The organism is Streptomyces sp. NBC_01013, from assembly GCF_045162765.1.
GTDB lineage: Bacteria > Actinomycetota > Actinomycetes > Streptomycetales > Streptomycetaceae > Streptomyces.
Map to the genome: position 1 here is coordinate 4,989,008 of NZ_CP108687.1, position 24,506 is coordinate 5,013,513.

A 24,506-nucleotide genomic window follows, 5' to 3' on the forward strand; every position below is an offset into this window, starting at 1 on the left:
CGCGCCGGTCTCTGCCGTCCCGCCCCTATGAACGAGGAGGAACATTGGAGAGCGCATCACCGCCCTCGCAGGCCCGCCGGCCGGGCCTGCGGCTGGACGGCGTCGACCATCTGGCCTTCGTCACCTGGAACCCGCGCGCTACCCAGGAGTTCTACACCCAGGCCCTCGGGATGCCCCTGATCCACGCCATCACGGCGACGGGCTGGGTCACCGAGGACTACCCGGACTTCGTGCACTTCTTCTTCGACATGGGCCGGGGGAACCGGATCGCGTTCTTCTACTACTTCGGCCTGCCGGACGAAGAGCCGCCGAGCGACCTGATGCACCGCTCCCGCCACGTCGCCTTCCACGTCGACACCGAGGAAGAGCTGCTGGCGTGGCGGGACCGGCTGAAGGCACACGGAGTCCGGGTCACCCGGCCGATGGGGCACGAGCTGATCGAGTCGATCTACTTCGACGACCCCAACGGAATCCAGTTGGAGATCACCCGGCCGCTTCGCGAGATGTCGGCGGCCGATGCCCGCGACGCGGAACTGACCCTGGCCGCGCTCGCCGACGTCTCCGAGTCCTCCCGGCCCTCGGCGCAGGCACTGTGGCAGCGCAAGGCGGAGCTCATACGTAAGAACTCGGAGGTGCCCGGCGCATGACCGTGTCGGTGTACGTGCTCGACGTACCGGAGTTCGAACCCGTGGTCCACACCGCGCGGACCGCCGGTATGGCCGCCCACCGGGTGGGCGACTACCTGAAGCTGACCACCGAGGACCGAGACGTCGTCCTCCACCGCAAGGAGACCGGAATGCGCCCTGCCCTGTGGCACGCCATGCTGACCGGCGGCCTCGACGGCCGCATCGTCTCCTTCACGCCCGATGTCGTTCACCTGACCGAGGAGGACGGGGCATGAGCACCGGCACCGGACCGACGTCCCGCCATCCCGTTCTGGTCGTCGGCGCAGGCCCGGCCGGGCTCAGCGCCGCGCTGGCGCTGCGCGCCGCCGGCCTGCCCGCCGTGGTGCTGGACAAGCGTGTCCAGGACACGGTGCGGCCCGGAAGCCGCGCCGCGTACCTGCACGGAGCGTCACTGCGCGAGCTGGAGCGGCTCAGTCCCGGGCTCGGCCAGGAGATCGCCGGCCGTGGCCTGATGTGGTCCACCAAAAGGTCGTTCTGGGCCGGGCGGGAGATATACGCGCGGACCTATCCGCCGTTGCACCGCGAGGGACTGCCCCCGTTCACCAGCCTGCCGCAGGTGCAGACGGAGGACCTGATGGCCACCGCGTGCGAGAAGCAGGGGGTGGAGTTCCACTGGGGCGTGGAGGTGGCCTCGGCCGAAAGCGGCCCGGACGGCGTACGGCTGGTGGACTCCTCGGGCGCCGAGTGGCAGGCGGACTACGTGATCGCCGCGGACGGGTCGCGCTCGCCGCTGCGGTCCGCCATAGGCAGTCCACTGGAGGGCCCGCGCTCGCGCAACACCTTCGTGGTGGTGGATCTTGACGACGACCCCGCACACCCGCTGCCCATCGAGCGGGTCTTCCACTACCACCACCCGGGGGTCGGTGGCCGCAACGTGCTGATCGTCCCGTTCGCCGGCGGCTGGCGGGTCGACCTCAACCTCCTGGTGAACGACGACCCGGAGCAGTACATCTCGCCCGAGGGACTGCGGCGGTGGATCCCCCGGGTGATGCCCGCGTCCTACGGGGAGCGGGTGCGGTGGGTGTCCACCTATCGCTTCGCCCAGCAGGTGGCCGCCACCTTCACGGACGTTCACCGCCGGGTGCTGCTGACGGGCGAGGCATCGCACCTGTTCGCGCCGTTCGGTGCGCGGGGCATGAACTCCAGCATCCCGGACGCGGTCCGCGCGGTTCAGGCCGTGCAAGCGGCTCTGTCGGCGGGGAGTTCCGTCGCAGCGCAGGCGGAGATCGTGCGGTTCGCCGACGAGCGCAAGGAGGCAGCCGGGTACAACCGTGCCTGTGCCAGTGCGGCTCTGGAACACATGCTGGCGGAACGGCCGTCGGTCCGCTTGCGGCGACGGGCAGCCGCCGCGGTCGCCTCGGCCGGACTGAAGGCGGGGGCCTGGCTGGACGCCGCCCCCTACGGTCCCAAGCTGGTGCAACGCGGCGCGGCCCGCACCTCGTACTGACCGGCCGGTGCGGCCCGGCACACCCTCGCGCCCGGGTCGCACGGAACCGGGGCCGCAGGGCCGGCCGGATCGGCCGGCCCTGCGGCCCGGACCTCACAGAGGCAGGAGGGGCATGTCCCTGAGGGTCGCGCGCGCCACGGCGCGCGCCGCCTCGAGCACGGGCTTGCAGGCTGTGGAGGAGAAGGCCAGGTGGACGAGCAGGGGTTCGGGCGGGGGTCCGAGAACACCGGCCGGAGTGGGGCGCAGGGAAAGGTGGTTGTGGTGGGTGTTGGCGGGCAGGGCCGTGTAGGCCAGGCCCGCCTGCACGGAGGCGCGGATCGAGAGGGGATCGGAGCACCAGGGGACCGAATGCCAGGGCACTTTGCGCTCGGTCAGCGTATCGATGATCCGTGTGCTGAGCGCCGAGCGCTCACTGTTGAACGCCATCGGGATGCTGTCCCCCGAAGCGAGGGGGGCTTCGCCGAACCAGGCCAGACGCAGCCGCCCCAGCACCTCGCTGCGCGGCGTCTCCGTCCCCAGCAGCAGGGCTGCCTCCAGTTCGCCGCGGGCGAGTTTCTCGGCCAGCGCGGAGCTGAGTCCGGTCGTCATCGCCCCTCGCAGGTGCGGCCGTTCCACCGCCAGTTGGCTGATCATGGTCTTCAGGCCGTCGGCAAGGTGCACCGAACACCCCATGCTGAACGACTGATGGCTCTGTATGGCCGACAACTCGCTGAGGACTTCGCTGTTCAGCAGGATGACGCGCCGGGCATGAGCCACCAGTTCACGACCGACCGGCGTGAGTTGAAGCGGCCGTTTGCCGCGCTGGAACAACGGAGCCTGGATAACGGATTCCAGGCGCTGCATCTGCTGACTCACGGTCGGCTGTGTCACGTGCAGTGTCTGGGCCGCGCGGGCAAAGCCGTTCTCGTCGACAATGGCTACGAGAGTACGCAGAAGTTTCACTTCGATGTCACGCTGCAACATTGTTCAGCACCTGATCCCGGTAGGCGTGGGCCAAAAGCATGAGCACGCGTACGGTCACGACGCGCCTGTCGACGCGTCGTGGGCCGGGCACAGGGCGGCGGTCCATCAGAAAGCCCTGTATTCCCAGTAGTTATTGCGGTGTGAACAATCAAGGCCTGAGTACATGAGGGCTGCGGACGACCCTCTGCCGGAAGGAATGGCGCCCGGTGTGCGCATATTCGCCGGCGGGTCTCGGCGGCAGGTGGGAGTAGCGACAGAACACAGTACGGCCCCCGTGTGGCTACGTCTCCGATGGTGCGGTCGTCCCCATCTTCACATAATCCATCAGTTGTGCGGTGTTGGATTTGGTATTCGAGCGTCGCTGGCGCCCGTATTGTCTGTCAAATTTGACTCGCCCTATACCCGGCGACAGTTCCCCGACGGGTACTCACTACCGGCCATCGTGACCGGTATTGATGAGCGCGTGCAGGGAAGTGCGCCACAACTCCGCGACGACGGAGGGGGATCGGCTCCCGGGGCCCCGGACGGGTTCGCCTACGCTGAAAGCATTTACCCGTACGTGAAGTACTCCGCACCGAGGAGCGAGCTGTGACGGCAGGCATACCCGAGCCCCAGCCCCGGATCGACACCAGTAAGCCTCACCCCGCCCGCGTCTACGACTGGTTGCTCTGCGGCAAGGACAACTACCCGGTGGACCAGCAGGTAGCGGAGAGCCTGCCGGAGGAGGCGCGCGGGAACGCCGCACGGAACCGGGCGTTCATGCACCGGGCCTCCGCCTGGCTGGCGCGCGGCGGGATCGACCAGTTCCTGGACATCGGCACCGGCATCCCCACGGAGCCCAACCTCCACCAGATCGTCCAGGCGATCTCGCCGGCCGCCCGGATCGTCTACGCGGACAACGACCCGATCGTGCTGCGGCACGCCGAAGCCCTCCTGGTCAGTGCTCCCGAGGGGGCCACCGACTACCTCCACGCGGATGTGCGGGAGCCGGAAGCGATCCTCGAACGGGCCGGGAAGCTGCTGGACTTCGACCGGCCCATCGCCCTGTCGCTGATCGCGCTGATGCACTTCCTGCCGGACGACCAGGATCCGTACGGCATCACCCGCACCCTGGTCGACGCGCTGCCCAACGGCAGTTACCTGGTCCTCTCGCACGGCACCGCAGATCAGCACCCGGAGCTGAAGCAGGAGACCGAGACGGCGTACAAGAAGGGCGCCATCGCGCTGCGGATGCGTACGCGCGCCGAGGTCGAGCCGTTCTTCGAGGGGCTGGAGCTCGTCGAGCCGGGGCTCGTCCCCGCGACCGAGTGGTACCGGGAGGGGCCGGCGCCGGTCGTCGAGCGGAGCGGCTTCTACGTGGGTGTCGGGCGGGTGGCCCGGTGACCGAGCGCTTCACGGCAGCCGACGGCACCGTGCTCGCCTATGACGACCTGGGAGCGGCCGGGGACCGGCCGCCCGTCGTCCTCGTGCACGGGCATCCGTTCAACCGGACCATGTGGCGGCCGCAGACCGCCGCGCTGGTCACGGCCGGATACCGGGTGATCGTGCCCGATCTGCGGGGGTACGGGGACAGTGACGTCGTCCCGGGTCACACCCCGTTCGCACGGTTCGCCGACGACATCGCCGCGTTGCTGGACCGGCTGGGCGTCGCGCGGGCCGTCGTGGGCGGTGTCTCCATGGGCGGGCAGATCGCCATGGAGTTCCACCGCCTCCATCCGGGCCGGGTGGCGGCGCTGGTCCTGGCCGACACCTCGCCGGTCGCCGAGACCGAGGACGGCAAGGCGTTCCGCAACCGTCTCGCGGACCGGCTGCTCGCCGAGGGGATGGACGGGTACGCGAGCGAGGTCATCGACAGGATGATGGCCCCGTACAACGTCACCGCCCTGCCCGAAGCCGCCGCGCAGGTGGACGAGATGATGCGGACCACCGCGCCCGAGGGGGCGGCCGCCGCCCTGCGGGGCCGGGCGGAGCGGCCCGACTACCGCGACTCGCTCGCCGGGGCCGGCGTGCCGGTCCTCGTCCTCGTCGGTGCGGACGACGTCTACACGCCCGTCGCGGAGGCCCGGGCTCTGCACGGGCTGATCCGGGAGGCGGAGCTGGTCGTGATCGAGGGGGCCGGTCACCTGCCCGGACTGGAGCGGCCCGAGCCGTTCAACGAGGCGGTGGTGCATTTCCTGGCGCGGACCGGCGGCGGGGTCTGAGGGGCCTCCCGCGCACCCGCGGGGGATCGCGTGGCAGCTGTCAGGACTGCAGGGGCTTCGCGAAGCAGCGGCTGCTGTCGTACGTCCGGTAGTGGCCGAACTTCTCACAGGGCGTGTAGCCGCTGGAGAGGTACAGCGCGATCGCCTCGGGCTGGCGGTCGCCGGTCTCCAGCACCATGCGGGTGCGGCCCGCCGCGCGGGCGTCCGCCTCAAGGGCGGCCAGGATGCGGCGGGCCAGTCCCTGTCCCCGCCCCTCGGCTATGACGAACATCCGCTTGAGCTCGGCGTCGCCGTCGGAGTAGCCCTCGTCGTTGCGCTCCTGCGAACGCCAGCCGCCGGTGGCGACCGGGCGGCCCGACGGATCGTAGGCAAGCAGGTACAGCCCGTGCGGCGGGTCGAACATCGTGGCGTCCAGCGGTGTGATGTCGCCCTCGTCCCCGTAGAGCTCGGCGTATTCGAGCTGCACGAGATCGTTGAGTTTCACGGCGTCGGGGTGATCGTAAGGGCATGACTGGATAAGCATGCGATAAATGGTACATCTATGCGTAGGCTCGGGTGGGTATCGTGCCGGAATGCTCACTGTGACCTCCGTGAATGTAAACGGTCTCCGCGCCGCCGCGAAAAAGGGCTTCGTCGAGTGGCTGGCGCAGACCGACGCCGACGTGATCTGCCTCCAGGAGGTACGGGCCGAGCCGCAGCAGCTGCCCGACGAGGTGCGTGAGCCCGAGGGCTGGCACACCGTCCATGCGCCGGCCGCCGCCAAGGGCCGGGCCGGTGTCTCGCTCTACTCCCGGCGGGCGCCGGAGCGCGTGCAGATCGGCTTCGGCGGCTTCGGTGACGCGGGGAGCGAGGAGTTCGACGCGAGCGGCCGGTACGTCGAGATCGACCTGCCCGGTGTCACGGTCGCGAGCCTGTACCTGCCGTCCGGTGAGGTCGGCACGGAGAAGCAGGACGAGAAGGAACGCTTCATGGCCGCCTTCCTGCCCTACCTCACCGGCCTGAAGGCGCGGGCCGCGGCCGAGGGCCGTGAGGTCGTGGTGTGCGGGGACTGGAACATCGCCCACCAGGAGGCCGACCTCAAGAACTGGAAGGCCAACCGGAAGAGCTCCGGCTTCCTCCCCGAGGAGCGGGAGTGGCTGACCCGGGTCTTCGACGAGGCGGCGTACGTCGATGTCGTACGCGCCCTGCACCCGGACGTGGAGGGGCCGTACTCGTGGTGGTCCTACCGCGGGCGCGCCTTCGACAACGACACGGGCTGGCGCATCGACTACCAGGTGGCGACCCCCGGTCTCGCCGCGCGCGCGGTGAAGGCGCTGGTCGAGCGGGCCGCGACGCACGGGGAGCGGTGGAGCGACCACGCGCCGGTGACGGTGGTGTACGAGCGGTAAGGACTACGCCGGCGGCTGCGGCGCCTCCGCGTCGCGACGCAGTCGCCGGTCCAGGGCCATGGAGAGTTCCGCGTCCACCACCGCACGGGCCAGCGGGCGCAGTTGGGGCGGTTCGGCCTGTGTGGTGTGGGCGCGCAGAGTGGCCACGAAGAGGTCGGCCAGGGCGTCCGCGTGCTCACGGACCCGGCGGCCCGAGGCGAGCACCTCGGCGAGCGGGACCCCTTCGCGTACGAGCTCGGACGACACCTCCAGCAGGCGGCGGCTGATGTGCACGATCTCGTCGCCGTCCGTGCCGAGGTAGCCCAGCTCCATGGCCGTCGCGAGGTTCTCCGGCGTGGAGTCGTCCTTGAAGTAGTCCGCCAACTGCTCCGGTGTGAGCCGGATCGGGGTCTCCTCGGTCGGTTCGCCCAGGCCGAGCACCTCGGCGACGTCGCGGCCGCTCTCGAAGGTGCGGGCCAGATCGGCGATGCCGGTGAGGGTGTGGCCGCGTTCCAGCAGGCCGGCGATGGTGCGCAGACGGGCCAGGTGGTGGTCGTCGTACCAGGCGATGCGGCCCTCGCGCCGGGGCGGCGAGATCAGGCCGCGTTCCCGGTAGAAGCGCACGGTCCGGACGGGGATGCCGGCTTCCCTGGCCAGCTCCTCCATGCGGTATTCGCGGTGCTCGCGTCCTTCTGCCACCCCCGCACCCTACCGGCCTCCCCTTCGCGGGGGGCCGTGGCAGTACCGCCGGTAACTTCCTGCGCCCGACCCCTACCCATCGGTACGAAGCTGCTCTAGTCTCCCAACAATGCCAGTGATTGCTGGCGGAGTCGTGTGACGTACCGCGGGAGGCGGCAGCATGGCCGAGCACGAACAAGTACGCGTGGCGGTGATCGGATCCGGTTTCGGGGGGCTTGGGGCCGCCGTCCGGCTGCGCCGCGAAGGCATCACCGACTTCGTGGTCCTGGAGCGGGCCGATTCGGTCGGCGGCACCTGGCGCGACAACAGCTATCCGGGCTGCGCCTGCGACGTACCGTCCCACCTCTACTCCTTCTCGTTCGCCCCCAACCCCGAGTGGCCGCGCACCTTTTCCGGGCAGGAGCACATACGCGCCTACCTGGAGCACGTCGCCGACACCTTCGGACTCCGGCCGCACCTCAGGCTGAACCACGAGGTGACCGTGATGCGTTGGGACAACGACGAGCTGCACTGGGTCATCGAGTGCGCGAACGGCAGGACCGTCGTCGCCGACGTCGTCGTCTCCGCGACCGGCCCGCTCTCCGACCCGAAGACGCCCGACATCCCGGGGCTCGCCGACTTCCCCGGCAAGGTCTTCCACTCCGCCCGCTGGGACCACGAAGCCGACCTGGCCGGCAAGCGCGTCGCGATGGTCGGCACCGGTGCCTCCGCGATCCAGATCGTGCCGTCGATCCAGCCGAAGGTGGGCAAGCTGACGCTGTTCCAGCGCACCCCGCCGTGGGTCATGCCGCGGATGGACCGGCAGATCAGCGGCGCCGAGCGCTGGCTGCACCGCACGCTCCCCTTCACCGGCACCGCGCGCCGCGGACTGCTGTGGGGTATAAGGGAGTTGCAGGTCAGCGCCTTCACCAAGCACCCGAACGAACTGGGCCTCGTCGAGCGCATCGCCAAGTCCAACATGGCGAGGGCGATCAAGGACCCGGCGCTGCGGGCCAAGCTGACCCCCTCGTACCGCATCGGCTGCAAGCGCATCCTGCTCTCCAGCGCCTACTACCCGGCGCTCGCCCAGCCCAATGTGGATGTCGTCGCTTCCGGTCTGAGCGAGGTGCGCGGCTCGACGGTCGTCGCCTCCGACGGCACGGAGGCCGAGGTCGACGCGATCATCTTCGGTACCGGCTTCCACGTCACCGACATGCCGATCGCCGAGCGGGTGGTGGGCGCGGACGGCATCACGCTCACCGAGTCCTGGAAGGACGGCATGCAGGCGCTGCGCGGCGCGAGCGCGGCCGGCTTCCCCAACTGGATGACGATCATCGGCCCCAACACCGGCCTCGGCAACTCCTCGATGATCCTCATGATCGAGGCCCAGCTGAACTACATGGCCGACTACATGCGGCAGTTGAACGTGCTGGGCGGCCGCGTGGCGCTCGACGCCCGCCCCTCGGCCGTCGGCGCCTGGAACCGCCACGTCCAGGAGCGCATGAAGCGCACGGTCTGGAACACCGGCGGCTGCAACAGCTGGTACCTGGACGCCAACGGCCGCAACACCACCGTCTGGCCCGGCACCACCGCCGAGTTCCGCAAGGTGACGCGGACGGTCGACCTCACGGAGTACCAGGTCGTACGGGTGCCCGCGCAACGGGGCACCAGGAACGCCGTCGCCGAGGAGGTGGCGGGATGAGCCGGCCGCTGCGCAACCAGCACCCCCGGCCGGTGCCGGCAAGCGAACTGATGGCCGAATCGGCCGACGGCTCCCGCATCCACGTCGAGGTGCACGGACAGGACGGCGCCCCGGCCGTCGTCCTCGCCCACGGCTGGACCTGCAACACCCACTTCTGGGACGCCCAGATCCGGGACCTCGCCCTGGACCACCGCGTCATCGCCTACGACCAGCGCGGCCACGGCACCTCGCCTGCCGTGGGACGCGCGGGGTACAGCACCGAGGCGCTGGCCGACGACCTCGAAGCGGTCCTCGCCGCCACCCTCGCCCCGGGCGAGAAGGCCGTACTGGCCGGGCACTCCATGGGCGGCATGACGATCATGTCCGCCTCCCGGCGCGCCGGGCTGCGTGAGCACGCGGCAGCCGTCCTGCTGTGCAGCACGGGCAGCTCCCGGCTGATAGCGGAGTCCCTCGTCGTGCCGATGCGGCCCGGCGCCGTGCGGACCCGGATGACGCGTGCCATCCTCGGGGCGCGGGCGCCGCTCGGGCCGGTCACACCGGTCTCCCGTCGGATCCTCAAGTACGGCACGATGGGGCCTGGTTCGGCCCCGGACCGGGTCGACGTCTGCGCACGGATCGTGCACGACTGCCCGCGGGCGGCCCGGGTCGCCTGGGGGCACGTGCTCGCGGACCTCGATCTCGATGAGGGCGTACGGGAGTTGCGGGTGCCCACCGCGGTGATCGCGGGTACGGACGACCGGCTGACGCCGCCCGTCCACGCCCGGGCACTGGCCGCGGCTCTGCCCGACTGCCTCGGCCTCACCGAACTGACGGGCATGGGGCACATGACGCCGGTCGAGGCACCGGAGATCGTCACGGCGAAGATCCGGGAACTGGTGACCGCGTACCTCCCGGTACGGGGTGCGGCCGATGTCGAGGGCAAGGAGGAGGTCGTATGAGCGGCAGGCACAGTCTCGAAGGACAGGTGGTCGTCGTCACGGGCGCGGCGCGCGGCGTGGGTGAGCTGCTGGCGCGCAAGCTCTCGGCGCGCGGGGCCAAGCTGGCTCTGGTCGGCCTGGAGCCGGACGAGCTGAAGAAGGTCTCCGAGCGGCTGCACGGCGACAGCGACCACTGGCACGCGGACGTCACCGACCACGAGGCCATGGCGCGGGTCGCTCAGGAGGTCAAGGAGCGCTTCGGGAAGATCGACATAGTCGTCGCCAACGCGGGCGTGGCCACGGGCGGACCGTTCGTCGACTCCGATCCGGTGGCCTGGCGGCGGGTCATCGAGGTCAACCTGATCGGCGGCGCGGTCACCGGCCGGGCCTTCCTGCCGATCCTGATGGAGAGCCGCGGATACTTCCTCCAGATCGCCTCCCTCGCCGCGATCACCCCGGCCCCGATGATGACCGCCTACTGCGCGTCCAAGTCGGGCGTCGAGGCGTTCGCGCACAGCCTGCGGGCGGAGGTCGGCTACCGGGGCGTGAAGGTCGGCGTCGGCTACCTCTCCTGGACCGACACCGACATGGTGCGCGGCGCGGACGAGGACGACGTGATGCGGGAGCTGCGCCAGCGGCTGCCGTGGCCCTGCAACCGCACGTACCCGCTGGGCCCGGCCGTCGACCGCATCGTGGCCGGCATCGAGCGCCGCTCCCCGCACGTGTACGCCCAGTGGTGGCTGCGGGGCATGCAGTCGGTACGGGGCTACCTGCCGAGCCTGATCGGTGTCGTCGGGCAGCGGGAGATGAAGCGGTTCGGGTCACGTCTGGAGGGTGTCGGCAAGGGCCTCGTGGGGGCCGGAGGTGCCGCTGACCAGGACGAACGGGCGGCGCGACGGACGCCGGATACGCAGCGTAAGTGATCGAAATGCGTCGGATGTCCCGCCGTGTAAGTCTGGTCGAGGCCCCCACGGGGCCACCCCCCAAGCACCCTCACATAGGAGTGAACAGCATGGGCATCGCCGACCAGTTCAAGGACAAGGCGCAGGAGCTTGCCGACCAGGGTCAGAAGAAGATGAAGGGCGGCAAGGGCGACGACCAGCGTCAGGGTCAGCGCCAGGGCCAGGGCCAGGACCGTCGTCAGGACGCGTCCGACCGCGCCCGCCAGGCGTCCGAGCAGGGTCGCGACCGCGCCCAGGGTGCGGCGGACGACATGCGGGAGCGCTTCGACCGTTGACGCATGTACGGCTGACGCGTTCTACGCGTCGCATGGTGAGGGGCGCGCCCGGTTCTTTCGGGGCGCGCCCCTTTCCGTGGGGCGGATGCGCCGTGCCGCTGGACATGGGTCGGCCTGAGGTCGGAGGCCTGAGCCGCCTGAGGCCGGAGCTTCAGCCTGAAGCCGGAGGGCAGCCTGAAGTGAGACGGCACCCAGAAGTCAGAGGTCGCCCTGAAGGTAGGCGCGAGCCGCGGTCATGACTTCCTTGTAGCGCTCACTGGCGATCGCCTGAAGTGGCGAGTCGTCGTCGAGTTGGGGATTCATCCCGATCATCCAGGCCCGAGCGGTGTGGAGATTCTCGGCACTCTCGATGAACTTGAAGATCTGGTAGGCGGTGCGCAGGCGCATTTCGGAGTCGAAGCGCGGTGCGTTCTGCTCCCTGCACCACTTTCCGACCTGCTTGGGATCTTCGATGCCGGCGATGAACGCGACGACGCGCTGGCTGAAGGTGTCCTGCAGGAAGCGCGCGATGCCTGCGATGGACTGTTCCGTCGTGTCGCGGAGTGCGCGGGCTTCGGCGGTGGTCTCTCGCTGAGTTTGCATGGTCTCCTCGTTTCCTCGTCGCTCGCCGGTGAGGCGTCAGCGGAGGATGGGTGCGCTGGATGCGCGAAGGCTGAGCGTGGGCGCGATTCGCTGCCGTTCGTCAGCCATGTCTGTGGGGTGCTTGCGGCGAGTGGGCAAGGGGTATTGCCGCAGCCGTGGTGTGCACCACTACAGGCGGGAGGAGGTGACCGGGGTGCCGGGGCGAGCTGATCGCTCTGCCTCTGCGGATGGGCGCAGCACTCGATAAACGTAAGTGACTCGTGGTCAACATTGCATCCCCCCTGTGGTGTTGAGCAAATGGTACCCGTTTACACGCAACTTACTCCATAGATTTCCCCCCTTGAAAGGGTGGTAAATCCCTCCTCATGTTGCCGGTCGGGCCCGTGAGCTGCATGTATTCCACGGTGTCTGCTGACGCGGACTCACAGGTGGTGTGCCGTGCGAATCACTCAGACACCAGATCGGGGGACATTTCGCACGGCCAGTCGGTCGATCGCGCCGCGGTCACCAGACGGTGAGTCCGTACTCGCGAGCCACTTCCTGTAGGTCGACGGACTCGGCGAGGATCGGTCGGCGTTCCGCCTCGGTGTAGTCGGTACCGCTCAGGACGGCCCAGCAGCGGCGGCCGCCGAACCCGGACCGGTAGACGATGCCCTGGGCCAGTTGGTGGCCCTCGGTGTTGCGCTGGGCGACGGTCCAGGCGGCGATCTGGCGGGCGACGCGGCGGTCCTTGCCGTGGATGTGGTCGTCGGTCAGTTCCCCGTCGACTCCCCATTCGCTGAACTCGTTGCGGAGCTCGTGTGCGAGTACCTCGCGGGTGATGTCCGCGTCCACGTCGAGGAACCGGGCCTCGGCCGCAAGCTTCAGCCGGACCAGGATGTGGGCGTCGCGCCAGCCGGACGCGAGGTGGCCGATCCTCATGTGACCGGGCTTGTGGGGTTCGTCGGCGAGGAGGCCGCGCACCTCCGGATGGACGCGGAAGTAGGCGAGCGCCTCGGCGTAGCAGCCGGTCGGTTCGGAGGCGCAGTACAACATGCCGTAAGTGAAGAGACTGAAGCGGCCGGCCGAGGAGCCTCCGATGGTCTCGGGCTCGACGCGGTTGAACTTCAGCGGTGCCCCCGCCTTGCCCAGGCGCCATACGCCCCGGTCGGGGGCGCGGGCGAGTACGACGGGGGGAACGTAGACGGTCATGCCAGCTGCCCCCGTCCGGCGAGGTCGGCCCCTCGTCTCCCCGTTCGTTCCCCGCGTTCGTCACGTGCGTCGAACATGTGCGGGTGGGGTCGGGGCAAGAGGCCGGCGACAGGAGCTAAGACAGCGGTCATGGATCCTCGACAAGGCTTTTCTCGAAGGTTGTTGGGCAGGGTCCGGCGGCGGGTCCGGGCGGGCCTGTGCGCCCGCCGACGCGGCTGATCATTGTTGCGCAGGTGAGTGTCGCGCGGCGGCCCGCTCGCCGACACCGAACGGGCGCAAAGGCGTCGCGCCGAGGCGCGCAGAGGGCGCATCCGGCCTCACAGGCGGTCGTGATGGATGCGGAAGATCATGGTGCCTGCCTCTCCCGTCGCCAGGAGGACCGTGGAGGGTTCGCCGGGTTGCTGCGGTTCTGTGCGCAGCGCGTTGACGCGATACCCGGTGACGATCTGAAGGAGGTGCCGGTCGGCCGCCGGGTCCCACAAGTGGATGCTGGTGCTGCCGGCTGCGGCGAAGGCGACGCGCTGTCCCTGGACCGGGAAAGCCGTCACCGCGTTCAATTCGCCGTCTCCCGGGTCGAACTCGCGCAGGGCTTCGGGTCCTGTGTCCGGCTCCCACAATCTGAGGGTGCCGCTCTGTCCGGCGGTGACGAGCTGCGGGCCGGCCGCGCCACGCCCGGGGGCGAAGGCGACGTCGTTGACGATGTTCTGACCGCACCGGATGGTGCGGCCGTACTGGGTCAGATCTGCCGCTTCCCAGATCCGGAGGTTGCCGTCACTGCCGCCCGATGCGAGAAGGACACCGCCTTCGGAGCTCTTGGAGGCCAGGCACCGGACGCTGAACTTGTGGTCCCTGCGAATCGCCAGGGCCTGCTCGGTATCGAGGTCCCACAGACGCACGGATCCGTCGGCACTCGCGCTCGCGAGCCGGGAGGACGCGCCGGGGCCCTCGATGGCCACGAGTGCGAGGGCGGGGGAGTAGTGACCGCGCAGGGTCGCCAAGGGAGCCGAATCCCTGGGGGCGGAAGCATCGAACAGGGCGATGCTGTTGTCGCTGCGTGCGGCGGCCAGCAGCACACGGTCACGCAGCCTCACCCAGGCGAGGGCGGTGACCGGTTCGTCATCGATGACGGGTTGCTTCACGCCGGTGTCGATGTTCCACGCCAGGGTGCTGCTCCCCTCGGTGACCGCGAGCCGGTGCGGTGGCCCGGGTGACAGCGCGCTGGCGGTGACCGGGGTCCAGGCGGCCCGGCCGTGCCGGAACGTGGCACCGGCCAGGGGCCAGTTCCGGACGGTGCTATCGGCTCCGGCCGTGATGAGGCGGGCGCCCGGCCGTTCGGTGAACGAGGAGAGCGCGGTGACCGGGGCGGAGTGGGCCTGAATCGGCTGACCGAGCGGTTCCAGCGGGTCGGTCCGCCACAGGCACACAGTGCCGTCCGCCCCGGCACTGGCAAGCGCCTGCCGGTCCTCGAACTCGACCAGCGCCAGCGCTGTCACGGCGCCCTCGGACGTCGCGTCGGTGCTGACGACGCAGGCCCGCCCGTGGGCGGCCACGTCGTGTACGGACAGGGTGCCGTTGCCGTCGCCCACGGCGTAGTGCCCGGCCGTCGGCAGGGCGACGAGGGCGCGAACGGCCGCCGGATGGCGGGACCGCATGACGGCTGTGCGCCCGTCGAAGCTGCTGACGGTGTCGTGCTGGGCGTAGAGCAGGAGGCCGGACCCGTCCGGCCGGGTCGTACCGCGCAGAATGGCCGCTGCCCGCTCAAGCCTGGGGAGAGGTATGTCGACCTGCTGGAACGCCGCGGTGTTGAACGCGGCGATGTGGCCGTCACTCCACGCGGCGAGCAGCACCTGGGCCCGGTCCCGCGGCCGGTAGAGCGTCAGCGAACTGACCCAGTTGCCCGGGCGCCGGAGCACCGGCACGATGGTGCGGCCGCGGAGAGCGTCCAGGACCGAGACGGTGCCGTCGGTGGCGCCCGTGGCGAGCAGGCCTTCATGCAGCGTGACCAGGTGCTCGATGGCGCCGTCGTGCACGGCGATCGGCGGCGCGGCGGCGGATCCGTCGTGCCGCAGGATACGGATGACACCGTGGTCGTCCCCCGTGACCAGCAGCGGCTGGACCCGGGCGCGCCGGCCCGCGTTCACCGTGGTCAGCGAGGTGACGGCGGCCTCGGTTACGGCCCACACGTTGTCCGGACTCGCGCAGTCGCTCCAGAGCGGGGTGACCGGCGACCCGGTGAGCACCGCGTTCCCCGGGGGCGAAGGGGGCAGGGGCTGGTGGCGTGCCGTGGCCGCGTGGTGGGCCAGGTGCAGGCTGGTCAGCCGCGACAGCGGAGTGAGCCCCCGGGAGAAGGGTTCCAACTTCGCCCAGGCCTGAAGCCATTGCTGACGGTCCGACGGGTTGTTGCCGCCCGCCAGCAGCCGGCCGAGACCGGAGCTGGATTCCCACGGCAGCAGGGAAGGGGGCACGTGCGCGTCGTCCAGCACACGTCCCTGAGCGGCATGCTGCGCCAGATGGCGTCGGAGATAGGGGTGCGGCGGGATGCCGGGATCGTCGGGCACCAGCTCGGCGAGGGCCTCTGCCAGCCGGCGGTGGATCTCGGCATGCCGGTCGCCCCCGGGCCGCCGGTTCATTCGGCTGCGCCCGGGGTGAGCGGGTCTGCGCCCGGGGCAAGCGGGTTTTTGGCGGTGGCGAGCGGGTCTGCGACCGAGGCGAGCGGGGCGCCCGGGGCGAGCCCGTCCTCGGCGGCGTCGAGCAGGGCCGCGTCGAGGTCGCAGAGCACCTCGGCCACCGCTTCGTGAGCCGGCCGGTAGACCCGCCGGTCATCCTCGTGATCGTGCGCGAGATAGCCGTTCAGGCGGCTCTTCAGCAGCTTTCCGATCATGTCGTCCCAGTCCGGTAACTGACGGCCCAGGAACACCCGGCCCATCTGCGGCCAGATGTTCGACCAGGGGATTCCCGCCCCCGCGGCGAACGCCGATGCCCGCAGAAGTGCCAGCGCCACGTCGGACGGAAGGCCGTCCCCTGCCACGAGTGCGAGGTCGCGTCTGAGGAGCCCCGTCATACCCCGCCGAAGCATCGCCAGCCACTCCGGCTGCCGCGCAACCGCTGCGGGATCCTCGGTGGAACGCAGCTGCTCCCCGGCGAGACGGGCCGAGATGAAGGACGGCCACACCTCGGGTGCCACCAGGGCTGCGGCCTCCTTGGCCGTATCGCGATGCCCGCCCTCGCAGATGAGCGCGTGCAGATACTGCTCGATGTCCTTCATGCTCCCCTTGCCGTCCGTCCGCTGCTCCTCGGCGGTGGGAAACGCGGCTTGAAGGGCCTCGCTGAGTCCCTGCTCCGCGTCGGGCAGTTCCACAGGGGAGTCGCTGAGCGGCAGGCTGGAGCGCACGCCGATGAGCAGGCGCAGGCCGGCAGGCGTGGAGGGGGGAGACGGGTCGCGGTCGTGCCGGGGGGCGGGTACCTGTCCGAGCTGCGGGGAGCAGAACTCGCTGAGCGGGGCGAGGACATCGTCGATGACACGGGAGAGTTCGACCGCCTCGTCGAGACCGTCGATGACCAGCGTGACCGGCTCGCTGCGGCCACGGAGGGTCTCGATGATCTGCTGCGTACAGGTGACGACGGGATCCTCGGTCGAGGCCGGCGGTCCGGGTTCGGCCCCCAGGGCCCGCAGGATGTCGCGGGCCAGGTCTGCCGGGCCTCGGTGACGCGCCAGAATCGCCCCGGTGATGGAACCGGGAGTGGGCACGGTGCCGTCCGCGGCCAGATCGACCGCGGTCTTGAAGACGGGTTCGTCCTGGAACGACGGATTGCTCAGCACCACCGCCCGTGCCAGTACGGCGGACTTGCCACTGCCGGCGGTTCCGGTGATCAGCAGGACCCCTCGTGAGCGCGCGGGGCTCAGGAACTCGGTGACACTGCGATTGATGTCGTCACGCCCGCGGAAGTACCACCCCGGATCGCTGTCCTGCGTACGTCCGGTGGCCCGGTCGAGCCAGTAGTCGGCGGCCGGAGTGCCGGCCTGGCGCAGCCCCGCTCCGACCAGGTCATGGCCGTAGCGGTAACCCGGGTTGGGGATGCAGGGCGTCGGGGTGAGGATGCCGCTGCCGTCGACCACCCGGTGCAGACGGTGCTGTCTGATCGCGGTCTCCGTGCCCAGCCCGCGTTCGAACTCGGCCATGAGCTCGGCGACCGTGAGGTACGGGGTGGTGATGCCCGCGGTAGTCCGCAGCCGCTGAAGGGCACCGCGCAGCAGTGTGGGAAACCGCCGCACCTGAACAGGCCTGTCGTGCCCGCACGTCACCAGGACATCGAGACTGCACTGGGTACGCCGCTCCGCCCGGATGTCCTCCAGCACGTCGTCGAGCTCGCTGCGGATCTTTCCCGCGTAACAGGTGTTGACGATCACGAGGACGTTCCGGACGTGCGAGTCGAGGGCGGCGGTGATGAGTTCCGTGGTGCGTACCGAGGTGTTGAGATGCCGTCCTTTGACGGAGCCGGGCAGCTTGAGGAAGTGGGTCCGCGCGCTGGAGACACCATGTCCGGTGATGAACATGACGAGCGCCTGCCCCTCCATCTCCCTCACTCCGTGCTCACGCAGGAAGTCCTCGACGTCCTCGCGCTTCGCCAGATGGGGGGGAGGGATCTGGTGGAAGGAGGACTCGGCCCCGCCCCCCTGGCCGGACCACCATTCCGTCACGACCTCCAGCTGCTCGTCGATCCCCTCGGTGAAGCTGTCGTTCCCGTCGCCGTAGTCACGCACCGCCAGGGTCAGCAGAGTCCGCCGCGATCCGGAATCCGCCTCGGTTTCCTGCGTTTGCGTGAACTCCCCCGTCCTGTTCTGCATCTCTTTAGTGTTTCAGGCATGACTGAGCAGCCGCAGACGAATCCGCCGGGCCGCGTCCCCGGCGGCCGTCCCCGTACAACTCCCGGACTGACCCCCGCCGTAACGCACGACGCCGTCGTTCTCGTCCCGGGAATCATGGGCAGCGAGCTGTACGACACCAGCACCGGCAAGGTGCTCTGGGGCCTGGCACATCCCGCGTGGCTGGCCAAGGCCTGGCTGACGAAGAGCGGGCTCGCGCCCCTGCACTTCACCGCCGAGGAGCAGGCCGGGGAGTACGGCCGGATCAAGGCGCGCAGGCTCCTGCAGATTCCGGCGTGGAGCCCGGTCCTGCGAGGCATCGAGCCGTACCACAAGATGACCTCGGCCATCGAGAACGCCGTCGCCCATCCCGCTGCCATCCTGCCGTTCCCGTACGACTGGCGGCTGCCGGTCGAGGTCAACGCGCGACGGCTCGCGAGGGAAGCCCGTGATCACCTGGAACGGTGGCGACAGCACCCGGCCCACGCGGAGGCACGCCTCCAGGCGGTGGACGAGCGCGAGGCACGTCTCGTCTTCGTCGCCCACTCGATGGGCGGCCTCGTCACCTACGCGGCCCTCACTCTCGGCTACGACTCCGGTCTCGAGGCGGACACCCGCGGCGTCATGACCCTCGGCACGCCCTTCCACGGTTCGGTCGTCGCGGCGAACATCCTGAACACGGCCCAGGGCGCCCCGCTGCCACTGCCGCACAGCCGCCTTGCCGCGCTCGCCTCCGCGATGCCCGGCGTCCACGACCTTCTGCCCGGCTTCCTCTGCGTCGAGGAGGGCCTCGACGTCCGCCGCCTCACCCCCTCCGACGTCGGCGCACTGGGCGGTGACAAGGACCTGGCCCGAAGCTCCCAGGAGTTCTTCGACGCGCTCCGGGCGAAGCCGTTCCCGCACCATCGCCCGGTCGTCGGCATCCGTCAGGAGACCGTGCAGTCGATGCGGCTGGAGAACGGCACGGTCATCGCCTCCGAGTACTGCTTCCGGACCCACTCGGACGGCGAGCTGATGCGCGACCCGGACGGGGCGCCTCGCCGTTTCCAAGTCGGGGGTGACGGAACGGTCCACCGCGAATCGGCGTCCCTGACACGTCGTACGGTGCCACTCGCCCTGCAGCACGGCGCCCTCGCCAGCGACAGGGCGGCGCGGCAGGCCGTGGTCGACTTCCTCCTGGAGGACGACCACTTGGGCCCCGACCAGGCAGACGACGGCCTCGGCCTGACTGTCCCGGACTACGTGGTGCCGAACGGCGAATGGACGGTGCGCATCACCGGCACGGACGACCCGTCGGGGGTCGACTGCACCGTGGCAGCGGTCGACGGCGCCTTCCAGCAGGAGGCCCGCCTCTACGCCGGTGACGACGATGCGCTCGGAGCGGATCTGGAGGTCCCCGATGCGGGCCTCTACCGGGTCACGGTGGAGGCGGACTACCTCCCTTCCCCGCTCACCCAGCTCGTCTTCGCGGGCCCGGGAGGCACGACGCCGCTGGACGACTGACCGGGTGGTGCCGGCCGGGGGCGGCGGCGACTTCGAGGCAGTCGCCGCCGCGTCTCACCGTGCGGTGAGCTCCGCGTGGGGCTCCCGCGGGCCGCGCAGCGGCAGCGTCCGGCTGAAGACGAGGTTGGTGGTCGTGCTCCCGAACTCGGCCAGCGCGTCGACGACTTCCTCCAGGTGGGCCATCGAGGTGGCCGCCACCTTCAGCACGTAGCAGTCGTCCCCGGTGGTACGCAGGCACTCCAGGATCTCCGGCCGCTCCCGGAGCATCCGGCGCAACGGCTCGTGCCGGCTCCCCGGGTACTTCAGCCGGACGACCGCCAGGGCCACATACCCGGCCCGCTCCAGATCCACCTCGGCCCGGTACCCCGTGACGACCCCGGCCGCCTCCAGCCGCCGCACCCGCTCCGTCGTCGCCGACGCGCTCAGGTTCACCCGCCGGGCCAGCTCCGTGAACGCGATCCTGCCGTCGCGCTGGAGCTCGTCGAGGATCGCCCAGTCGGTCGTATCAAGATTCTCGGCCATTCGCGCAGATTACCGGGGGATCCACGGGTGAACTGCGCCCGGACAGGCAGGAATCCCTTCTGCCGGCCGGTACGGCCTGGCTAGGCTCGGCAGCGTGAAGATCGGAGTGAACGTCCTCAATTTCGGACCCGGCACCGACCCCGGAGTCCTGCACAGCTGGGCCCAGACCGTGGAGGGACTGGGCTTCGACCTGCTGATGGTCTCCGACCACATCGCCATCACGCCCGACGTCGCCGAGCAGTATCCGGCCCCCTTCTACGAGCCCTTCACCACCCTGTCCTGGCTTGCCGGTCTCACCACCCGGATCCGGCTCGGTACGACGGTCCTCATCGCTCCCTACCGGCACCCGTTGCTCACCGCCCGGATGGCGGCCAACCTGAACGCGCTCAGCGGCGGCCGGCTCGTCCTCGGCGTGGGGGTGGGCTGGGCCCGGCAGGAGTTCGCCGCCCTCGGCATCCCCTTCGAGCAGCGAGGACGGCTGACCGACGCCGCCCTGAAGGACATGCGGGCGGCCTGGGCCGACACGGCCGCGTACGGAAACGGGAGGATCCCGGTGTGGGTCGGCGGCAACAGCGACGCGGGCATACGCAGGGCCGTGCGACTCGGTGATGCCTGGCACCCGCTGCGCTGCACGATGCCCTGGCTGCGGGAGGCCGCGGACCGGCTGAAGTCGACCGCGTACGAACAGGGCCTTCCCGTCCCCGCCTTTCCGGGGCGACTCGGACGGACCCGGGCAGGGCGGGTGACGCCCACAGCAGTCGCCCGAAGGGATCGGTGAGGACCTGGACGTTCATGCCGTGGCGCTTGTGTTTCCCAGAGTAGTACGGGGCGTCGGCGGCGATCCGGTCGATCGGCAGGAGGGTGCCGTCCAGGATCACGAACGCCTTGGTCCGGATGGTCTTCATCGCCTCGGTCAGGGTGGGGGCGAGGGTGGCCAGGACGTCGATGACCTCGCGTATGTAGCGGTAGACCGTCGCGATGCCGATGCGGAACCCGGCGGCGAGCTGGGCATAGGTATCGCCGCACCGCAGGTGGGCCAAGGCGAGCAGGGCCTGTCGGCCTGCGGGCAGACGCCGCCAGCGCGTCCCGATCTCCCGCCGCCGGGCATGCAGACGATCGCTCAGATAGCGCAGGGTGCGGCTGGACAGATCAATCGACGACGGGTAGACAAGCACGCGAAGCTCCTGGTGGGGCACGGTGGATCTTGGTCGTGACACCTCCTACCAGGAGCTTCACCGCGATGCAGAGCCGCCCAACTGACGGACACCGGCCGTCAGGTTGGAAACAGCTCACCGTTCGCTGCGCAGACCCGCCCTGCTACCGCGGCGGCAATGGCGGCCTTCGCCGATCCGGGGCCGTGTCGTAAGTAGGCGCCGTCGCCGGCGGGTGCGCCGCCAGCAGGTCCAGGGCGACCCGCACCGCGTCGTCCAGTACCGCGTGCCGTCCCTCCGCCCAGTCCAGCGGCGTGCGCAGCGCCTCCAGGTCCGGCTCGACGCCGTGGTTCTCCACCGACCAGCCGTACGTGTCGAACCAGGCGGCGTTCATCGGCACCGTGATCACCGTGCCGTCGCCCAGGCGGTGGCGGCCCGTCATGCCGACGACCCCGCCCCAGGTGCGCTGGCCCACGACCGGGCCCAGCTTCAGCAGGCGGAACGCGGCGGTGATCATGTCGCCGTCGGAGGAGGTCGCCTCGTCGGCCAGGGCGACGACCGGGCCCCGGGGGGCGTTGGAGGCGTACGAGACGGGCTGGGCGTTGCGGGTGAGGTCCCAGCCGAGGATGGTGCGGGTGAGTTTTTCGACGACCAGTTCGCTGATGTGGCCGCCCGCGTTGCCGCGTACGTCGACGATCAGGGCCGGGCGGGAGACCTCCAGGCGGAGGTCTCGGTTGAACTGGGCCCAGCCGGAGCCGCCCATGTCGGGGATGTGCAGGTAGCCGCAGCGGCCGCCGCTCAGCTCGCGTACGACTTCGCGGCGTTTGGCCACCCAGTCCTGGTAGCGCAGGGGGCGTTCGTCGACCAGCGGGACGATCGCGACGCGGCGGGAGCGGCCTCCGCCCTCGGCGGGGCGGAAGGTCAGCTCGACCGTGGTGCCGCCCGCCGCTGAGAGCAGGGGGTAGGGGCCGGCGACCGGGTCGACCGGGCGGCCGTCGATGTGGGTGAGGACCGCGCCCTCGCGGATGCCCGTACCGGCCAGTGGGGAGCGGGCCTTGGAGTCCGAGGAGTCGCCGGGCAGGATGCGCAGGAGGGTCCAGTCGCCGTCCCGGCACGTGAAGTTGGCGCCGAGCAGGCCGATCGCCCGCTGGTAGTGCGGGGGGCCCTCGTTGCGGCGGGCGGGGGAGACGTAGGCGTGGGACGTGCCCAGTTCGCCCAGGACTTCGCGCAGGAGGTCGGCGAACTCGTCGGGTGTGGCGACCCGTTCGACCAGCGGGCGGTACTGGTCCAGGATCGCCGGCCAGTCGATGCCGCACATGTCCGGCTCCCAGAAGTAGGAGCGGATGAGGCGTCCGGCCTCGCCGTACGCCCCTCGCCACTCCGCCGGCGGGTCGGCCTCGTGCAGGATGCGGCGCAGGTCGATGTAGACCGTGGAGTCGTTGTCTCCGGGCTCGGTCGCGGGGACGGCGCGCAGTTCGCCGTCGTCCATGACGACGAGGCGGGAGGCGTCGCCGCTGACGGCGAACCAGTCGAGGTGGGAGACGAGTTCGGTCTTCTTCGCCTTGGCGATGTTGAAGTACTCCAGGGTCGGGCGTCCTGACATGTCCGCCGGGTTGGCGAACGTCTCGCCGAGCGCGCCGGAGATCGGCCAGCGCAGCCAGACAAGCCCGCCGCCGCTGACCGGGTACAGCGCCGAGTACTTGGAGGCGGAGACCGGGAACGGCGTGACCCGGCTCTCCAGGCCCTCGAACTCGACGGAGACCGTGGAGCCCTCGGCCGTCTCCACCTCGTCGGAGTCCACCGGGTCCAGGCCGCCCGCGGCGGGACGCCCGTCGGGGGAGAGGGCGAAGGGGGAGGGGGTCGCCGAGGAGAGCGGGACGAGGTACGGGCGGCAGCCGAGCGGGAAGGAGAGGTCCCCGGTGTGCACGTCGTAGACCGGGTCGAAGCCCCGCCAGGAGAGGAAGGCGAGATAGCGGCCGTCACCGGTGAACACGGGGTTCTCGTCCTCGAAGCGGCCGTTGGTGACGTCGACGATCACAGGGTCGCCGGGGCCTTGGATGCGGGCGAGCTTGATCTTGCGCAGCGAGCGGCCGATGCCGGGGTGCGACCAGGTCAGCCAGGCACCGTCCGGGGAGAAGGCCAGATCGCGGACCGGGCCGTTGACGGAACGGATCAGTTCCGTGGGCTCGCCGGTGGACGTCTCCTCGTCGGTGTCCAGGAGGAGCAGCCGGCCGTCGTGGGTGGCGATGGCGAGCCGTTCGCCGTCCGGGTCGGCGATCAGTTCCTGGACGCGTCCGACCCGGCCGGAGGCGAGCCGGCGTGGTGGGCGGTCGCCGCTGGCGCGCGGCAGGGAGGCGATCTCGATCGCGTCCTCGCCCTCCGCGTCGGTGACGTACGCGACCTGGCCGCCGCTGCCGAGCATCTCCGGCAGCCGGACGCGGACGCCGGGGGTGTCGGCGATGGTGCGGGCGGGGCCGTCGCGGTGGGTGAGCCAGTAGAGGCTGCCGCGTACCGCGACGGCGCTGGCCCGGCCGGTCTCGTCCACGGAGAGGGAGTCGATGTTGCTGGCGGCCGGCACCTGGTAGGTCCGGCGTCCGGCGCGCGGGCCGCCGAGCCGGACGTCCAGCTTGCGGGGCACGGCGTCGGGCGACTGGAGGTCGTCGACCAGCCACACCTCGCCCGCGCACTGGTAGACGACCCGCCGTCCGTCGCTGGAGGCGTGCCGGGCGTAGAACGCGTCGTGGTCCGTGTGGCGGCGCAGGTCGGTGCCGTCGGGGCGGCAGGAGTACAGGTTGCCGACGCCCTCGTGGTCGGAGAGGAACGCGATGCGGCCGCCGACGAACATCGGTGAGTCGAGGTGCCCGCCGATGTCCGGGAGCAGCCGCTCGCCGTGCAACCACAGGCGCCCGGTCGCACCGCCCCGGTACCGCTTCCAGGCGGCCGGCTCGTGCGGCGGCTTTCCGGTGAGCAGCAGGGTGCGGCGCTCGCCGTCGATCTCCCCGACCGCGATGTCGGAGACCGGGCCCCAGGGAAGCCGGCCGCCGGGGCTGCCGTCCGTGGGCACGCTGTAGGCCCAGGAGAAGTACGAGAAGGGCTGGCGGTGCGAGGACACGGCGAGGATCTGCGCCCCGGTGTCCCCGCAGTCGGGGGTCCAGCCGCAGACCCGGGCGTCCGTCGACCCCCAGTAGGTGAGCCGGCGGGCCGGTCCGCCGGCGACCGGCGCCAGATGGATCTCCGGGTCGAGGCTGCGCCACGTCGTGTAGGCGATCCGGGTCCCGTCGGGCGAGAAGCGCGGATGGCTCACTCTGGTGCGGTCGACGGTCACACGCCAGGCGCGTCCGGGCACCTCGCCCTCGGGGACGAGCGGGGCCACCCAGAGATCGTCCTCCGCGGCGAAGCAGAGCAGATCGTCGTGGAGGTGCGGGAACCGGAGATACGAGACGTCGTCACTCACCCCCCAATGCTTTCCGTGCGAGGGGGGCGCGGCAACTTGTG

20 protein-coding genes and 2 pseudogenes are annotated in these 24,506 nt (G+C 70.5%); 12 read left to right on the top strand and 10 right to left on the bottom strand.

Annotation, left to right across the window (positions count from 1 at the left end):
• Nucleotides 1-44: 44 nt before the first annotated feature.
• The 3 genes from OG538_RS21735 to OG538_RS21745 are packed head-to-tail and all read left to right on the top strand — an operon-like array spanning nucleotide 45 to nucleotide 2,133.
• Complete coding sequence (locus tag OG538_RS21735; protein ID WP_406096042.1) at nucleotides 45-647, top strand: VOC family protein; 603 nt, start codon at nucleotides 45-47, stop codon at nucleotides 645-647.
• A complete protein-coding gene (locus tag OG538_RS21740) occupies nucleotides 644-901 on the top strand; it encodes a hypothetical protein (protein ID WP_406096043.1) in 258 nt (85 codons plus the stop codon). The genes OG538_RS21735 and OG538_RS21740 overlap by 4 nt, the downstream gene beginning before the upstream one ends.
• Entirely contained in the window at nucleotides 898-2,133 is a 1,236-nt protein-coding gene (locus tag OG538_RS21745; RefSeq protein WP_406096045.1) for an FAD-dependent monooxygenase, read from the top strand. Before OG538_RS21740 ends, OG538_RS21745 begins: the two co-directional genes overlap by 4 nt.
• 93 nt (nucleotides 2,134-2,226) lie before the next feature.
• Here OG538_RS21745 and OG538_RS21750 read toward each other — a convergent pair whose 3' ends face one another.
• Nucleotides 2,227-3,096: a LysR family transcriptional regulator gene (locus OG538_RS21750; protein ID WP_406096047.1), complete on the bottom strand. Its 870-nt coding sequence runs from the start codon at nucleotides 3,094-3,096 to the stop codon at nucleotides 2,227-2,229.
• A 588-nt stretch (nucleotides 3,097-3,684) separates the two neighbouring features.
• Here OG538_RS21750 and OG538_RS21755 point away from each other — a divergent pair.
• Together OG538_RS21755 and OG538_RS21760 are read left to right on the top strand one after the other, a co-directional pair.
• Nucleotides 3,685-4,479, top strand: a complete 795-nt coding sequence (locus OG538_RS21755) for an SAM-dependent methyltransferase (protein WP_406096049.1) — start codon at nucleotides 3,685-3,687, stop codon at nucleotides 4,477-4,479.
• The gene (locus tag OG538_RS21760; RefSeq protein ID WP_406096051.1) at nucleotides 4,476-5,297 is read left to right on the top strand and encodes an alpha/beta fold hydrolase; all 822 of its coding nucleotides are present in this window, start codon (nucleotides 4,476-4,478) and stop codon (nucleotides 5,295-5,297) included. Before OG538_RS21755 ends, OG538_RS21760 begins: the two co-directional genes overlap by 4 nt.
• 40 nt (nucleotides 5,298-5,337) lie before the next feature.
• On the opposite strand, the gene OG538_RS21765 is transcribed toward OG538_RS21760, so the two are convergent.
• A complete protein-coding gene (locus OG538_RS21765) occupies nucleotides 5,338-5,820 on the bottom strand; it encodes a GNAT family N-acetyltransferase (RefSeq protein ID WP_406096053.1) in 483 nt (160 codons plus the stop codon).
• A 49-nt stretch (nucleotides 5,821-5,869) separates the two neighbouring features.
• Between OG538_RS21765 and OG538_RS21770 the strand changes: the two genes are divergently transcribed.
• A complete protein-coding gene (locus OG538_RS21770) occupies nucleotides 5,870-6,685 on the top strand; it encodes an exodeoxyribonuclease III (protein ID WP_406096055.1) in 816 nt (271 codons plus the stop codon).
• Nucleotides 6,686-6,688: 3 nt separating this feature from the next.
• On the opposite strand, the gene OG538_RS21775 is transcribed toward OG538_RS21770, so the two are convergent.
• Nucleotides 6,689-7,330: a MerR family transcriptional regulator gene (locus tag OG538_RS21775; RefSeq protein WP_406100250.1), complete on the bottom strand. Its 642-nt coding sequence runs from the start codon at nucleotides 7,328-7,330 to the stop codon at nucleotides 6,689-6,691.
• Nucleotides 7,331-7,523: 193 nt separating this feature from the next.
• Here OG538_RS21775 and OG538_RS21780 point away from each other — a divergent pair, with 193 nt between their 5' ends.
• The 4 genes from OG538_RS21780 (at nucleotide 7,524) to OG538_RS21795 (ending at nucleotide 11,198) form a co-directional block, all read left to right on the top strand.
• Nucleotides 7,524-9,044, top strand: a complete 1,521-nt coding sequence (locus OG538_RS21780; RefSeq protein ID WP_406096057.1) for a flavin-containing monooxygenase — start codon at nucleotides 7,524-7,526, stop codon at nucleotides 9,042-9,044.
• Nucleotides 9,041-9,982 (top strand): alpha/beta fold hydrolase, encoded by a 942-nt coding sequence (locus OG538_RS21785; protein ID WP_406096059.1) that lies wholly within the window; start codon nucleotides 9,041-9,043, stop codon nucleotides 9,980-9,982. Before OG538_RS21780 ends, OG538_RS21785 begins: the two co-directional genes overlap by 4 nt.
• Nucleotides 9,979-10,884 carry an SDR family oxidoreductase gene (locus OG538_RS21790; RefSeq protein WP_406096060.1) on the top strand — a complete coding sequence of 302 codons (906 nt, stop codon included), beginning with the start codon at nucleotides 9,979-9,981 and terminating at the stop codon, nucleotides 10,882-10,884. Before OG538_RS21785 ends, OG538_RS21790 begins: the two co-directional genes overlap by 4 nt.
• 89 nt (nucleotides 10,885-10,973) lie before the next feature.
• Nucleotides 10,974-11,198 (top strand): hypothetical protein, encoded by a 225-nt coding sequence (locus tag OG538_RS21795; protein ID WP_406096062.1) that lies wholly within the window; start codon nucleotides 10,974-10,976, stop codon nucleotides 11,196-11,198.
• Between the two features lie 198 nt (nucleotides 11,199-11,396).
• Here the strand turns inward: OG538_RS21795 and OG538_RS21800 are convergent, their stop codons facing one another.
• From OG538_RS21800 to OG538_RS21815, 4 genes are all read right to left on the bottom strand, one after another.
• Entirely contained in the window at nucleotides 11,397-11,780 is a 384-nt protein-coding gene (locus OG538_RS21800; RefSeq protein WP_406096064.1) for an XRE family transcriptional regulator, read from the bottom strand.
• Between the two features lie 504 nt (nucleotides 11,781-12,284).
• Nucleotides 12,285-12,971 carry an RES domain-containing protein gene (locus OG538_RS21805; RefSeq protein WP_406096066.1) on the bottom strand — a complete coding sequence of 229 codons (687 nt, stop codon included), beginning with the start codon at nucleotides 12,969-12,971 and terminating at the stop codon, nucleotides 12,285-12,287.
• 317 nt (nucleotides 12,972-13,288) lie between these two features.
• Nucleotides 13,289-15,601, bottom strand: a complete 2,313-nt coding sequence (locus tag OG538_RS21810; protein WP_406096068.1) for a WD40 repeat domain-containing protein — start codon at nucleotides 15,599-15,601, stop codon at nucleotides 13,289-13,291.
• Nucleotides 15,598-17,817 (bottom strand): AAA family ATPase, encoded by a 2,220-nt coding sequence (locus OG538_RS21815; RefSeq protein ID WP_406096070.1) that lies wholly within the window; start codon nucleotides 17,815-17,817, stop codon nucleotides 15,598-15,600. The genes OG538_RS21810 and OG538_RS21815 overlap by 4 nt, the downstream gene beginning before the upstream one ends.
• 18 nt (nucleotides 17,818-17,835) lie before the next feature.
• Here OG538_RS21815 and OG538_RS21820 point away from each other — a divergent pair, with 18 nt between their 5' ends.
• Entirely contained in the window at nucleotides 17,836-19,338 is a 1,503-nt protein-coding gene (locus OG538_RS21820) for an esterase/lipase family protein (protein WP_406096072.1), read from the top strand.
• A gap of 54 nt (nucleotides 19,339-19,392) precedes the next feature.
• On the opposite strand, the gene OG538_RS21825 is transcribed toward OG538_RS21820, so the two are convergent.
• Nucleotides 19,393-19,860: an Lrp/AsnC family transcriptional regulator gene (locus OG538_RS21825; protein ID WP_406096074.1), complete on the bottom strand. Its 468-nt coding sequence runs from the start codon at nucleotides 19,858-19,860 to the stop codon at nucleotides 19,393-19,395.
• Between the two features lie 94 nt (nucleotides 19,861-19,954).
• Between OG538_RS21825 and OG538_RS21830 the strand changes: the two are divergent.
• A pseudogene (locus OG538_RS21830) lies at nucleotides 19,955-20,581 on the top strand (LLM class flavin-dependent oxidoreductase); the annotation flags it as partial.
• A 1-nt stretch (nucleotide 20,582) separates the two neighbouring features.
• On the opposite strand, the pseudogene OG538_RS21835 reads toward OG538_RS21830, so the two are convergent.
• Both OG538_RS21835 and OG538_RS21840 read right to left on the bottom strand, forming a co-directional pair.
• Nucleotides 20,583-21,035, bottom strand: a pseudogene (locus OG538_RS21835) (transposase family protein); the annotation flags it as partial.
• 142 nt (nucleotides 21,036-21,177) lie between these two features.
• Entirely contained in the window at nucleotides 21,178-24,465 is a 3,288-nt protein-coding gene (locus OG538_RS21840; RefSeq protein ID WP_406096076.1) for a S41 family peptidase, read from the bottom strand.
• Nucleotides 24,466-24,506 lie beyond the last annotated feature (41 nt).